15 protein-coding genes are annotated in these 14,426 nt (G+C 36.3%); 10 read left to right on the top strand and 5 right to left on the bottom strand.

The genetic code is table 11. The features are described from left to right. Positions 1 to 12 precede the first annotated feature (12 nt). Together AA650_RS15355 and AA650_RS15360 are read right to left on the bottom strand one after the other, a co-directional pair. Positions 13 to 612, bottom strand: coding sequence for a DUF4351 domain-containing protein (locus tag AA650_RS15355; RefSeq protein ID WP_053539660.1), 600 nt, complete (start codon positions 610 to 612; stop codon positions 13 to 15). Between the two features lie 63 nt (positions 613 to 675). Next, positions 676 to 981, bottom strand: a complete 306-nt coding sequence (locus AA650_RS15360; RefSeq protein ID WP_234413198.1) for a DUF29 domain-containing protein — start codon at positions 979 to 981, stop codon at positions 676 to 678. 253 nt (positions 982 to 1,234) lie between these two features. On the opposite strand from AA650_RS15360, the gene AA650_RS15365 reads away from it, so the two are divergent. From AA650_RS15365 to hypB, 10 genes are all read left to right on the top strand, one after another. Then, a complete protein-coding gene (locus tag AA650_RS15365; protein WP_053539661.1) occupies positions 1,235 to 3,286 on the top strand; it encodes a pentapeptide repeat-containing protein in 2,052 nt (683 codons plus the stop codon). Positions 3,287 to 3,883: 597 nt separating this feature from the next. After that, positions 3,884 to 4,003: a type ISP restriction/modification enzyme gene (locus tag AA650_RS29470; RefSeq protein ID WP_199924453.1), complete on the top strand. Its 120-nt coding sequence runs from the start codon at positions 3,884 to 3,886 to the stop codon at positions 4,001 to 4,003. 254 nt (positions 4,004 to 4,257) lie between these two features. Then, positions 4,258 to 5,418, top strand: a complete 1,161-nt coding sequence (locus AA650_RS15375) for a hypothetical protein (RefSeq protein ID WP_053539663.1) — start codon at positions 4,258 to 4,260, stop codon at positions 5,416 to 5,418. A gap of 39 nt (positions 5,419 to 5,457) precedes the next feature. After that, positions 5,458 to 7,809, top strand: coding sequence for a carbamoyltransferase HypF (gene hypF, locus AA650_RS15380; RefSeq protein WP_053539664.1), 2,352 nt, complete (start codon positions 5,458 to 5,460; stop codon positions 7,807 to 7,809). A 58-nt stretch (positions 7,810 to 7,867) separates the two neighbouring features. Further along, a complete protein-coding gene (locus AA650_RS15385; RefSeq protein ID WP_039204499.1) occupies positions 7,868 to 8,113 on the top strand; it encodes a HypC/HybG/HupF family hydrogenase formation chaperone in 246 nt (81 codons plus the stop codon). A 131-nt stretch (positions 8,114 to 8,244) separates the two neighbouring features. Further along, on the top strand, positions 8,245 to 9,396 hold the full coding sequence (hypD, locus tag AA650_RS15390) for a hydrogenase formation protein HypD (RefSeq protein WP_053539665.1): 1,152 nt from the start codon (positions 8,245 to 8,247) through the stop codon (positions 9,394 to 9,396). A 24-nt stretch (positions 9,397 to 9,420) separates the two neighbouring features. Then, positions 9,421 to 9,636 carry a tautomerase family protein gene (locus tag AA650_RS15395; RefSeq protein WP_027401706.1) on the top strand — a complete coding sequence of 72 codons (216 nt, stop codon included), beginning with the start codon at positions 9,421 to 9,423 and terminating at the stop codon, positions 9,634 to 9,636. Positions 9,637 to 9,704: 68 nt separating this feature from the next. Then, on the top strand, positions 9,705 to 10,799 hold the full coding sequence (gene hypE / locus AA650_RS15400) for a hydrogenase expression/formation protein HypE (protein WP_053539666.1): 1,095 nt from the start codon (positions 9,705 to 9,707) through the stop codon (positions 10,797 to 10,799). Between the two features lie 62 nt (positions 10,800 to 10,861). After that, positions 10,862 to 11,203 (top strand): hydrogenase maturation nickel metallochaperone HypA, encoded by a 342-nt coding sequence (gene hypA, locus AA650_RS15405; RefSeq protein WP_053539667.1) that lies wholly within the window; start codon positions 10,862 to 10,864, stop codon positions 11,201 to 11,203. Then, positions 11,194 to 12,018, top strand: a complete 825-nt coding sequence (gene hypB / locus AA650_RS15410; protein ID WP_053539668.1) for a hydrogenase nickel incorporation protein HypB — start codon at positions 11,194 to 11,196, stop codon at positions 12,016 to 12,018. The genes hypA and hypB overlap by 10 nt, the downstream gene beginning before the upstream one ends. Before the next feature lie 145 nt (positions 12,019 to 12,163). Here the strand turns inward: hypB and AA650_RS15415 are convergent, their stop codons facing one another. From AA650_RS15415 to AA650_RS15425, 3 genes are all read right to left on the bottom strand, one after another. After that, positions 12,164 to 12,772, bottom strand: coding sequence for a class I SAM-dependent methyltransferase (locus tag AA650_RS15415; RefSeq protein WP_053539669.1), 609 nt, complete (start codon positions 12,770 to 12,772; stop codon positions 12,164 to 12,166). 275 nt (positions 12,773 to 13,047) lie between these two features. Next, positions 13,048 to 13,419: a hypothetical protein gene (locus AA650_RS15420; protein ID WP_053539670.1), complete on the bottom strand. Its 372-nt coding sequence runs from the start codon at positions 13,417 to 13,419 to the stop codon at positions 13,048 to 13,050. Next, on the bottom strand, positions 13,412 to 14,410 hold the full coding sequence (locus AA650_RS15425; RefSeq protein WP_053539671.1) for an LLM class flavin-dependent oxidoreductase: 999 nt from the start codon (positions 14,408 to 14,410) through the stop codon (positions 13,412 to 13,414). The genes AA650_RS15420 and AA650_RS15425 overlap by 8 nt, the downstream gene beginning before the upstream one ends. Positions 14,411 to 14,426: the final 16 nt, after the last annotated feature.

The following is a 14,426-nucleotide window of genomic DNA, read 5'->3' on the forward strand; positions in this document are numbered from 1 at the left end:
TGGTTTTTGTTGTTAGGAAATATTCGCCATATATTTAACTAAATCATCTATTTGCGAAAAATCTAATAATTCTTCGGCTAAATCTTCCAGTTGAGTTAATCCCAAATTAGGAAGTTGCTGTTCTATTCTGGCTGGAATATTCCCAAAGCGGCGTTTTAACATACGGAGAATCAATTCTAGTGCTTCTCTTCTTTTGCCTTTTTGCTCACCTTTTTGCAGAATATCCTGATAAACCCAAGATTCTTCCATAATGTCCTCCTGAAACAGTTGATTAAGTAGATTTCTATTAAATCTTAACCCGGCTAAAAGCTGTGTACAAACGGAAATATTATCTCGTGCTTTCTTGGATTCAATTGTATTTACAGCAGCAGCAACTTGGGTTAAAAGATTTTCGGGTGAGTCGCTTTTTGCTAAAGTTGCTAATGGTAATAGTGCGGGGTTAGCCAGTAGTGACGCTGCTTCCTCTTCCCACATCCGTATAACTCTATATTTGTGGATGGTGTTTGTGTCTACATATTGACTATTAAACACCATTTCGGAAGTTGTGGCTTGCAGAAAAATCACGACTTGCTGAATTTCACACCAATATTGACGTTTTAAGCGATAAACCACCTAACGCAAAAATCTCTCAAACCCTTATTCCTCTGTGTCCTCTGCGCCTCCGTGGTTCGTTAATCAGGATAATTTATTTCTTGGAAGTCCCTCTAAATCTTTTCTAACTCGAAAGCGATGTTCAGTAACAGAACTATACCAACTTCCTTTCATCATTTCGGGAGCATCAGCTTGAACGGTTAACTTGAGTAAGTGAGCAATTAAGATGGTTAAATTACTCAAAAATGAGCGTTTTTCTGATTTTCCTATATCTTCTAATTCTAAAAGCAAATGTTCCCAATCAATATCATTAAAATCTTGTTGTTTGATTTTTTTAATGATAGTTTCTCGCCAAACATTAAAATCTCGTTCATAGAGTTGATTGTTCATAATCCTCCTGCAAAAGTTAACTCTTATTTTAATTTAGTTAGGACTTACGCACAAGTTACGGAATAAACGAACCACAGAGGCACAGAGAACACAGAGAAATAAGAGTTTGATAGGTTTTTTGCGTAAGTCCTATTAGTTTAAAAATATTTACCCGGATTATAAAAAGCCAAATTTAATAAAATTTAACCAAAACTGGGAATAATACCCACAAATAAGTGTAAAATCTAATAGATAATCTCTTGCGGATGCGATTATGTCACCAGACTACTCCGGTCAAAATCTCCGAGGATGCTCTTTTAAAGGTCAAAACCTGACAGGTGCTAATTTTAGCAAAGCTGATATTAGAGGAGCAAATTTTACCAATGCTATCCTTAAAGGTGCTGACTTTACTGGTGCTAAAGCTGGACTAAAGAAGCGTTGGGTAATTGTTTTGCTCATAGTGACATTTATACTGTCAGTGATATCGAGTTTGTTTTCCACAGTTATTGGTGTATTGTTATGGTATGCTTTGAACTATAAAGATGGAAGTATTATTTCTGGTATAGTCGCACTAATTACGTTAGTTATTTTGTGTATTATTACTGTCCGTAAAGGTTTATTGGCAGGGTTAGGAATGGTCGCCATCGCCTTTGCCATCTTCTCCGTTTCAGCCGTTACTTTTTCCTCATCCGTACAAGGAATTACAATTGGCTCACTTGTGGTTGCTTTCACTGGTGTTATTACTTCATCTGTAACCTTCACCTTTTTCTTCTCATTCGCTTTCACTATTGTCTTTGCTGTTGCTTTGACTATTTTCTTTGCCTTTGGCTTTGCTATTACCTTCAAAATTTTCTTACATTCTGCTGTTGCTGTTGTTTTCCCCGTCGCTGTAGTTTTTATATTTTTTAGCGTTTACATTTGCTGGCGTAGTTTTAAAGGGGATGAAAAAGATGCTTGGATTCGTTCATTTGCCATTGCTTTTGCTGCTACAGGTGGTACAAGTTTTCGTGGTGCAGATTTAACTGATACTGATTTTACTGGTGCAACCTTGAAAAATACAGATTTCAGAACAGCAAACCTAACGCGCACTCGTTTTTATGAAGCCAAAAAACTTGATTTTGCTAGACCAGGTAAGACTATATTGAGTAACCCTGCTGTTCTCAATTTGCTCGTTACTCTCAATGGTAGAAATAAATCTTACAGTGGCGCTAACCTCAGAGGTGCAAACCTAGTATGTGCAGACTTGAAAGAAGCTAATTTAAAAAATGCTGATATTATTGAAGCCACTTTTCAAGGTGCTGTTTTAGAATGGGCAAATCTGACTCTTACTCAAGCGGTTGGTACTAATTTCACCAAAGCTCAAATGACAGGTGCTTGTGTGGAAGCTTGGAATATTGAAAGTACAACTATATTAGATGATGTAGATTGTCGCTTTGTCTATCTTTTAGAATATCCCCAACCAGGAACAGATGACCGTGAACGCCGTCCTAGTAGTGGAGAATTTAAACCAGGAGAATTTACAAAATTATTTGAAGAAGTTTTAAATACTGTTGATTTAATTTTCCAAAATGGTATTGACTGGAAAGCTTTTGTTGCAGCTTTCAAAACAGTGCAAGTTGAAAATGAAGATACAGAATTAGTTATCCAGAGTATTGAAAATAAAGGTGATGGGGTAGTTGTTGTTAAAGTTGCTGTTCCTGATAATGCTGATAAAGAAAAGATTCACAGCGATTTTACTCAAAATTATCAATTAGCATTAGCAGCAGTAGAAGAAAAATATAAAGCAGAATTACAAGCTAAAGATAATGAAATAGTTATTTATCGCCAACAAAGTTCAGAGATGACAGAAATTGTTAAACTATTAGCTAATAAACCTATCAATGTTCAAGTTGACAACAAAGTGGAGAATAAAAACATGACTAACGATTCTAGCCGTAAAGTTGAAATTGGCAGTATCGGCGGAGATTTTAACGCCAGTGGACAAGCTTTGAATCTAGGTGAAATCAGTGGTACAGTCACAAATACCATTAATGAATTACCATCTGCACCTGAACCCGATAAACCAGGAATTAAGGAATTATTGACACAATTAAAAGCAGCAATTGAAGCTGATACTGATTTAAAACCTAAAGACAAAGAAAAGGCCTTAAAACAAGTCAAAGCTTTAGCAGAAGCCGCCCAAAATCCTCAAGAAAAACAGGATTTAGCAGATACAGCAATCACAATGTTAAAAGGAACAATTGCTAATTTACCAACTGCGGCAAAATTAGTTGAAGAATGTGGTAAGTTATTACCGCTAATTGCTGGTTTTTTAGGTTTAGCTTAGAAACCCATTTTTTAGCCCAGATGATCGATTATATAGTTTAGCTTACACACAAACAAAGCGGCTATACAAACAAAGTCCAGGCGATTATAAATCGCGGCTATACAAACAAAGTCCGCCTACGCGGACTAAGAGAAATTTAACACACGAAGGTGGGTTTTGTCTGTCTAGATGCGGTTTCTAACCGCCTTGTTCTGAAAATATCGTTAAGATGGGAGGTAGAACCTCCCGGAAAGCATTCCCAGTCGGAGACTGGGAACGAGGGAAAAGCATTCCCAGTCGGAGACTGGGAACGAGGGAAAAGGAGTTCTCAGCAACTTACCAAATGCCGCAAAATTGGTTGAAGAATGTAGTAAATTATTACCTCTAATTGCTAGTATTTTCTAGCCCAGGCGAATAGAATATGGCTTGGCTTCGCCACGCCAAGGGCGAACGCGGCTACACAACCAAAGTCTAAGAGAAATTTAACCCACGCAGGTGGGTTTCGTCTGTGTAGACGCGGTTTCTAACCGCCCCCTTTCTAAAAATACCGTTAAAATGGGAAGTTTTACAATCTCCTGCAAATTTATCTGGAGAAGATGTATTGCCAGAATTTTTTAGATTTACAACTTTCCCTCACATATCTGGGAATTTAAAATTGGTGGATATCAAGTATTAGATAAATGGTTGAAAGATAGAAAAAATTCTAAGAGAGAATTATCTACTGAGGAAATTGACTAGTATCAAAAAATTGTCATTGCTTTAACAGAAACTTTACGAATAATGCAGGAAATTGATATAATTGTTCCAGGTTTTCCCATAAGTAGGTGAACACAATAAAACCAAACTGTGTAAAGAAATGTAAAATCGCCCAAACCCTCTTCACTCTTGCCTCTTGCCTCTTGCCTTTTGCCTTGCCATAACGACAATTTTCAACGCTCACCTACTTAGAGTAAAAACTGGTAATATTAACCAATATTAATTTCCTATTTACATTGAAAACCCAAAATGTCTCCTATTTACCTCTCTCTCCTCATGGTGCAAAAATAATATTAGGAAACAATATTACACCAGAACAATTAGTAGTTCCCCTTGCACCCACTCCTAAAACAATGTTTGGACCCCGTGCAGCTTGTTTATTATCACCAACAGGACCATTATGGGTATCAGATACAGGACATCATCGTTTATTAGGGTGGCAAAATTTACCCACAAAAGATCATCAACCCGCGGACTGGGTAATAGGACAAACTGATTTTTTTCATGAAGGACAAAATGCTAAGGGTACACCAGGAAAATCTACACTTAGTGTCCCTACAGGTATTTGTAAATGTGGTAATGGTTTAGCTGTTGCCGATGCGTGGAATCACCGCATTTTAATCTGGTACAATATACCAGAAGATAGTCATGTTCCCGCAGATTTGGTATTAGGACAAACTAACTTTATTGATAATGAACCAAATCGAGGTAATCAACAACCTGCGGCTAATACGTTACATTGGCCTTATGGTATTTTTTATCATCAAGGTAAGTTATTTGTAGCTGATACCGGAAATCGTCGGTTATTAATTTGGAATCAATTACCCACAGAAAATGGACAACCTGCGGATATAGTTTTGGGACAACCGGATATGATATCACGCAATGAAAATGGGGGTGGTTCTCCCACTGCCGCCAGTATGCGTTGGTGTCATGATATCACCCTTTGGGATGATAATTTAGTTGTTGCTGATGCAGGTAATAACCGGGTAATGATTTGGGAAGGAACACCAACAGAAAATAATGCCCCTTGTGCGGTGGTTTTAGGACAAAAAAACTTCAATTTTGTGGAATTAAATCAAGGTGTTTATTTTCCTAGTGCAAGTAGTTTAAGTATGCCCTATGGGGTAGATGTTGCGGGGGATTGGTTAATAGTTGCTGATACAGCTAATTCCCGGTTGCTAGGATGGAAGAAACAAGCATCTATTTTATTATTGCAGGGTGCGATCGCTGATGGTGTGATGGGACAAGATAACTTTACAAATAAAAGCGAAAATCGGAATTTTGGACTACCAACAAGACAAAGTTTAAATTGGTGTTATGGAATTAAGGTTTGTGGGGAAACTGCGGTGGTTGCTGATTCTGGGAATAATCGCGTTTTGATTTGCAAGTTTTGATTATTTCACGCAGAGACGCAGAGGCGCAGAGGAGGAAGGATGAGAATAGAGGAAATTCGGGTTTGTGGGACTGTACAAGGTGTGGGTTTTCGTCCTACTGTGTATCGTTTGGCGAAGGTTTTTGGGTTAAAGGGTGATGTTTGTAATGATGGGAAAGGGGTGTTAATTCGTGTTTCTGGTGGTGAGGAAGAAATAACGGAGTTTGTCAATAAGTTATATCAAGAATGTCCTCCTTTGGCAAGAATTAAGGAGTTGATTAGAAGTCCATATTTAGGGGAGTTTGATTTTAATACTTTTGTGATTTCTCGTAGTGTTAATAGTGTGGTGAAAACTGAGATTTCTCCTGACACGGCAAGTTGTCCCCAATGTCAAAGGGAGATTTTTGATCCTTTTAGTCGTTATTTTCGTTATCCTTTTACTAATTGTACTCATTGTGGTCCAAGGTTGAGTATTATTCGCGCTATTCCCTACGATAGAAATAATACTAGCATGGTGAATTTTCCAATGTGCCAGGAATGTGAAAAGGAATATCAAGATGTAGAAAATCGTCGGTTTCATGCCCAACCTGTGGCTTGTTTTGTATGTGGACCTCGTGCATGGTTAGAAAGGACTGACGATAAACCTGTGATTTCTGATATGTTTTCCATGTTGGATGATGTGGATGCTGTTTGTACGTTATTACAAAAGGGTGAAATTGTTGCTATTAAAGGTTTAGGTGGTTTCCATTTAGCTTGCGATGCCACTTTAGAAAATGCAGTTCTAAAACTCAGAAATCGTAAAATTCGTTATCATAAACCTTTGGCTTTAATGGCAAGAGATATTAATATTATTTCTGAATATTGCTATGTTAATGATTTAGAAAAGGAATTGTTAACAAATTCTGCTGCACCAATAGTTTTATTAAATATTAAAGATCAGAGTAAATTAGCACCTTCTATAGCCCCAGGGCAAAATACTCTTGGTTTTATGCTACCTTATACACCGTTACATCATTTAATTCTCAGAAGAATGAAAGTACCAATAGTCTTAACTAGCGGTAATATTTCTGATCAACCACAATGTATAGATAATGAAGATGCAAAAGATAAATTATCAAAAATAGCTGATTATTTTCTTTTACATAATCGTGATATTGTTAATAGAGTAGATGATTCTGTAGTGCGAGTTATTGATAATCAAATTCAAACCCTCAGACGCGCTAGAGGATATGCACCAGCACCAATTCTTTTACCTCCAGGTTTTAAAAATATACCGCCTATTTTAGCAATGGGTAGTGAGTTAAAAAACACCTTTTGCTTATTACAAGAAAGTGAGGCGATTTTATCACAACATTTAGGAGATTTAGAAAATGCGGCTGCTTTTAATGCTTATCAAGAAACATTGAATTTATATCTGAATTTATTTCAACATCAACCAGAGATAATTGCTATTGATAAACATCCAGAGTATTTATCTTCTAAACTTGGCAAAGAACTAGCAGAAAGTAATAACATTAAATTAGAAGAAATTCAACATCATCATGCCCATATAGCTGCCTGTATGGCAGAAAATCAAATTTCCTTAGATACAAAACCCATTTTAGGAATAGCTTTTGATGGGTTAGGATATGGTGAAGATGGTACACTGTGGGGAGGAGAATTTTTACTAGCAGATTATTGTAACTCTCAAAGATTAGCTACATTTACACCAATGGCAATGATAGGAGGAAAACAGGCAATTTATCAACCTTGGAGAAATACATACTCTCAATTAATTAATGCTTTTACTTGGGAAGAAATCAAAGAAAAGTACAGTGATTTAGAAATCATCAAATTTTTAGAAACTAACAACCCAAAACTACTCAACCAAATCATAGAAAAAGGTATTAATTCACCCTTAACATCATCAGTAGGCAGATTATTTGATGCAGTTGCAGCCGCAATAGGTATTTGTCGAGAACAATGTAGTTATGAAGGACAAGCAGCAATAGAAATGGAAACAATAGCTGATGTCAATATTTTAAACAATGATGAAGAAATTCTAAATTATTCCTTTAAATTTAAAAAATCAGATAATATTTATTATATAAATACATCTCCAACATGGCGAGAAATCCTCAATGATATTAAACAGCACATATCCTCATCAAAAATAGCTGCAAAATTTCATAAAAGTTTAGCTATTACTGTTGTAACAATGGTTCAACAAATTAGACAAGAACACGAATTTCACCAAGTAGCATTAACAGGAGGAGTATTTCAAAATCGAATTTTATTACAACAGGTAAAAAAGCGATTAGAAAAATTAGAAATTAACGTATTAACTCACAGTATATTACCGACAAATGATGGCAGTTTATCATTAGGACAAAGTGTAATTACAGCCGCTAAATACTTAAAAGAAATAACATAAAAACCTCTGTTGTCTCCGCGCCTCTGCGTGAGATAAATCTTAAAAAAGGAAAACTAAAATGTGTTTAGGAATACCCGGACAAATAACAGAAATAACCAACCGCGAACATAAACTAGCTATGGTTAATATTGGAGGAGTCAAAAGACAAATAAATATAGCCTGTATAGTTGACGAACAACACCCACCAGAAAAATGTATAGGAGATTGGGTATTAGTTCACGTCGGTTTTGCCATGAACAGAATCAACGAACAAGAAGCCGCAGAAACATTACAATTATTGCAAGAAATAGCCGCCTTGCACTAAAGTACAAGGCTAATAGCAAAAGTCCGTTAAAACGGACTGGAAAAGCAAAATAATGACATTCTAGCTAATCAATTTATGTTTTGTGAAGTAATTAATCCAAAATCTAAAACCTAAAAAAATTTAAAATTGATATGAAATATGTAGATGAATTTCGCAACCCTGAAAAAGCCCTCGCTTTACAACAAGAAATAATCAAACTCAGCCAACAAATAGACAAACATATCAAAATAATGGAAGTATGTGGAGGACATACTCATGCTATTTTTAAATATGGAATCGAAGAAATATTACCCGATAATATAGAATTAATTCATGGTCCTGGTTGTCCAGTTTGCGTCATGCCTAAAGGGAGAATAGATGATGCGATCGCACTCTGTCAACTACCCAACATCATATTTACCACATTTGGCGACGCAATGCGAGTACCTGGTGCAAAAACCAGCTTATTGCAAGCCAAAGCCCAAGGCGCTGATATTCGCATGGTTTACTCACCATTGGATAGTCTGAAAATAGCCAAAGAAAACCCCAATAAAGAAATAGTTTTCTTTGGTTTAGGCTTTGAAACCACCGCCCCTAGTACCGCACTTACCATACTTCAAGCAGCCGCAGAAAATATCACTAATTTTAGTATGTTTTCTAATCATGTATTAGTAATTCCCGCCTTGCAAGCATTATTAGAAAATCCCGATTTACAACTTGATGGTTTTATTGGTCCTGGTCATGTAAGTATGGTAATAGGAACAGAACCTTATGAATTTATTACCCAACAATATCATAAACCCATCGTTATTTCTGGCTTTGAACCATTAGATATATTCCAATCAATTTGGATGTTATTAAAACAAATAGTAGAAAATCGTTGTCAAGTTGAAAATCAATATAATCGTTTAGTAGAACCTAGGGGAAATCAAAACGCATTAATAGCCATGAATCAAGTTTTTACAGTCCGTGAAAAATTTGCATGGCGAGGTTTAGGAGAAATCCCCAATTCCGGTTTTAAAATTCGTGCAGAATATGCCCAATTTGATGCTGAAGTTAAATTTACCATTCCTAATTTAAAAGTAGCAGATCATAAAGCTTGTCAGTGTGGAGAAATTCTGAAAGGAGTTTTAAAACCTTGGCAATGTCAAGTATTTGGAACAGCTTGCACACCAGAAACACCCATAGGGACTTGTATGGTTTCTTCCGAAGGTGCTTGTGCAGCATATTACAAATATGGGCGACTTTCCACTATGGCTAAAAGAGATAAATCAGGTGTATCTCCACAATCGCTATCAGTCTAAATTGCACAATTTGAGGAAAATTATATGCCTTTTGTCACTGTTCAAATTGGTAAAGGTCACTCCATAGAAAAAAAGCGAAAATTAGTTAAAGCTGTAACTGATGCTTTAGTTTCTGCTTTAGGAACAAAACCCGAATGGATAACCGTACATATTGACGAATTTGAACGGGAAGATTGGGCAGTTGGTGGGGTTTTACATTACGATAAACACAATGGTAGACATGAAGAGACAGGTAGGTAATTAATTAACGATGACAGGCAAGATGCCTGTCCCACAAGAAAAAAATATAATTACAAAGCAATTTTAAAATGCCAATTAACCCTAATCAAAATTCACTCTTTCAAAAAATCGAACAAGTCCGTCGTCGTCAAGGAAAAGTAAGAGATACTCATATTAATTTATCTCATGGTAGTGGTGGTAAAGCCATGAGAGATTTAATAGATGATATATTTGTAAAAAGTTTTGATAATCCCATACTTGCCCAATTAGAAGACCAAGCCACATTTGATTTAGCCAGTCTTTCTCAACATGGAAAGCGACTAGCATTTACCACAGATTCTTATGTAGTAGACCCCTTGTTTTTCCCTGGTTCAGACATAGGAGAACTAGCAATAAATGGCACAATTAATGATTTAGCCGTGAGTGGTGCAAAACCTTTATATCTCACCTGTAGCGTCATTTTAGAAGAAGGTTTACCAGTAGAAACATTACGCCGTGTAGTTGCCAGTATGCAGAAAGCAGCCCAAAAAGCTGGAGTGCAAATAGTGACAGGAGACACCAAAGTTGTTAATCGTGGTTGTGCTGATAAATTATTTATAAATACTGCTGGTATTGGTATAATTCCCCCAGGAATTAATATTTCTCCTCACAACATTCAACCGGGAGACGTGGTAATTATTAATGGAGAAATAGGAAATCATGGTGCAGCAATATTAATTGCTAGAGGAGAATTAGCATTAGAAACAGATATAGAAAGTGATTGTCAACCATTACATGAATTAGTCGCCGAAATCATCAAAGTTTGTCCTCAAATTCACGCCATGCGAGACGCAACCAGAGGAGGTTTAGCCACAGTATTAAATGAATTTGCCCTCACCGCAAACGTAGGCATACGCATTAATGAAAACGCAATTCCTATTCGAGAAGAAGTAAATGGAGTCTGTGAAATACTCGGTTTAGAACCCTTGTATTTAGCCAACGAAGGAAAATTAGTCATAATTGCACCAGCAGAAAAAGCCGATTTAATATTAGAAACAATGCGAAATCATCCCACAGGAAAAGACGCATCTATTATTGGTGAAGTTATTACTAACCCATCAGGAATAGTATTATTAAAAACTGCTTTTGGTGCAGAAAGAATAATAGATATGCTAGTAGGTGATCAACTTCCCAGAATTTGTTAAATACCTCATTCTTCCTCCCTCTGTGTCCTCTGTGCCTCTGTGGTTCGTTTAAAAAAAAGTATATGCACGAACTAGGAATAACCCAAAACATCATCGCTATAGTTAGCGAAAACGCCCAAAACAAAAAAGTCCAAAGAGTATTATTAGAAATTGGCAAATTATCAGCTATTATGCCAGATGCAATTAAATTTTGTTTCGATATTTGTTCCCAAGGTACAATAGTTGAAGGGGCAATATTAGAAATATTAGAAATACCCGGAATGGCTAAATGTCGTCAATGTAGTACAATCTTTCCGATAGATAAACCTTTTGGAATTTGTCAATGTGGTAGTGTGCAATTAGATATCATAGCTGGTGAAGAATTAAAAATAAAAGCAATTGAAGTGGAGGAATTATGTGTGTAACCTGCGGCTGTTCTGATGATAATCAAATGACAATTACAAATATGGAAAATGCAGATCATCATACTCATACTTTACCAGATGGGACTGTAATTACTCATTCTCATCACCATGAAGAAACACCCCAAATTCACGCTAAAATTTATAATACAACGATATCTTTAGAACAAGAAATTTTAGGTAAAAACAACTTATTAGCTGCCCAAAATCGCGGCTGGTTTAAAGGTCGAAATATTCTGGCTTTGAATTTAATGAGTTCTCCTGGTGCGGGAAAAACTACATTATTAACTCGGACTATTAATGATTTAAAAGATAAATTATCTATTAGCGTGATTGAAGGTGATCAAGAAACTACTAATGATGCGGAAAAGATTAAGCAGACAGGTTGTGAAGTCGTGCAAATTAATACGGGTACAGGCTGTCATTTAGACGCATCAATGATAGAAAGAGGTTTGCAGGAACTTAACCCACCTTTAAATTCTGTGGTGATGATTGAAAATGTCGGAAATTTAGTTTGTCCGGCTTTATTTGACTTGGGAGAAGCTGCTAAGGTGGTAATTTTATCAGTGACAGAAGGGGAAGATAAACCAATTAAGTATCCTCATATTTTCCGCAATAGTGAAGTTATGATTATCACGAAAATTGATTTATTGCCCTATTTGCAATTTGATGTTCAACGCTGTATTGAATATGCAAAACAGGTTAACCCAAAAATACAAATTTTCCAAGTTTCTGCTACTACTGGGGAAGGGTTGGCAGGTTTATATGGTTGGTTATCTCAACAGGTGAATAATTCTGCTAATTTAATTTCTCTATAAATTAATGTGCTTTGTGTTGAGTTTAATATTTTTTTTACTAACCACAGAGGCACAGAGGACACAGAGAAAATAAAAAATGCTTAATTCATGTTTATATTACACTATTTTCGTAGGGTGGGCATTGCCCACTCTAATAAAATTAGCTTTATTTTTGAAAAATAGTTAATAATACAAACCCCAATAAATTATAGTGACCTACACAAGTTAATCCAGCATTATTACCCATTTCTTCTCTTTGTTTTTTGCTGTAAAACCGAATTCCTGTAGGAGAGTGGGGCGTAATTTGACATGGTGATGAGTTATTAAAATGAATATCTACTAAATAAAATTTACCACTAGGAGAAAGTACCCTTGCTACCTCATTTAAAACCTGTTCTGGTTGGGGATAATGCAAAAAGCTGATAGTATTAAAAACTGCATCAAATTGTCCCTCAGCAAAGGGTAGATTTTCAGCATTACCTTCCAGATAAATTAATCGGGGACGGTGGCGATTATTTTGTCTAGCTATCCGCAACATTTGGGGAGACAAATCTAAACCTGTGGCTGTAATTTCTGGAAATTGAGTTGCTAATCTATCTAATAAGCGTCCAGTACCACAACCTAAATCTAGAATATTTGCATGAGGTAACAATTCAACTTTTGTAATTAATCTTTGGTGAATAGCTTGATAAATAAAAGAAGGAAATGTCCAATCATAACTATTTGCCCAACGGTCAAATAGTTCTTTTTTATTATTTACAAAATTGCTAATCATGGCTGGTATATTTTTGTGTTAATTTTATTATAACAAAATAATAAGATATATCCCCGACTTCTTTAAGAGGGTGTTTGAAAAGTCACGATTGCTGTATCAAATGTTTTACCCCTCCCTAACCCTCCCCTTATAAAGGGGAGGGAACTGGATTTTCTTGTTTCTCCCCTTTGTAAGGGGGGTAACAATGTGATGAAAATTACGGGATACCACTTTTAAAACATCCTCTAAGAAGTCTGGGATATGGTAATTTTAGTGATTAAAATATAATTTAGGACTTACAACCAATCTCGATAGGCTGAAATTTCAGTTACTCCAATTTCAAAAGGTGATCCTTTTCCAAAAGGAGGATAAACGCGAATTTTGGCATTTTTAGTCAATCTTTCCAGTCTATTTCCCAATTGGGGAATATTGCTGACTATATGCCAATAAGCAACTATATCGGGACAGTCTACAATTAACATCAAAGTAGTCTTATCTGTGGTCATGTACCACTGACAATTAGATAGTAATACTTGGGTAATGCGATCGCACGCATAAAAGAAGCATCTACCTATAGATTGTTCCAACTCCAAATGGAGGATACCATCCTCTTTTGTTACCTTTGTCGGAGGTAAATCATCGGGAGGAAGCAAAGAAAGTTTAGACATAATTCCGCACCTCTTGATTGTAGCGTTGCAAACTTTCTCGATTTTTTTGCAAAGAAAAAGATGAGGGTTTTAACGCTAGTGTGCTGAGATTTAATTCGTCCTGAAATTTCTTGATTTTGTCACGACAACCATTAACATCACCGATAATTGAATTCTCAATCAAATAGTCTTCATCGAAACAAATATTTGTCCGATTAAATGCTGGTTGTTGAGGACTTTTCTGCATTACTTGAGTCGAGTTAGCCGTCATTTCTTTGCTGAAGTGGCGAATAAAAGGCAATGCTTCATTTACCGCTTCATCATGAGTTTTACCCACAAAAAAGAACCGCGCTAACAGGAACTTATCAGCACCACTGGAATTAAATTCCCGATACTTATTGACTGTCTTCCGCAATCTTTCTAGAGAAAAAGGCGGACCACCCATTAAACCGAAGGAATTTTCAGCAGCAAATTTAACTGCATCATCGTCACCACTAGCAACATATATGGGAATTGGTTTTTGCAATGGTTGGGGATGAATTGTGAGATTTTCGCATTGATAATATCGGCCATTAAATGATACGTTAGTCTCATATAACAGCTTTTGAATCAATGCTACTGACTCTAACATTCTGGTGCGAGATTCCTGGGTTGTCACCCCAAAATGTTTATTTTGCTGTGGAAATGGTCCACCTTTCGCTACCCCAAAAGCCAGCCTCCCACTACAAAGATTATCCAAAGTGGCGATATCTTCAGCCACGCGGATTGGCTGATGAAATGGCAATAATACAGCCGCAGTTCCTAGACGAATTTGTGAAGTTACACCCGCCAAATGTGCCAATAACAGCAGAATTGAAGGACTGAGATTGAACTCATTAAAATGATGTTCCGTTACCCAAGCCTCTTCAAAACCTAAACTTTCAGCCTCTTTTACCAATAAAACTTGCTCAAAGATAGTCCGTCTAGCATCTAGGTGATGATTTTCGTAATTGCAGAAAAGTCCTGTTTTCATTGTTGACCAAATATTA

This window comes from Anabaena sp. WA102 (assembly GCF_001277295.1).
Classification (GTDB): domain Bacteria; phylum Cyanobacteriota; class Cyanobacteriia; order Cyanobacteriales; family Nostocaceae; genus Dolichospermum; species Dolichospermum heterosporum.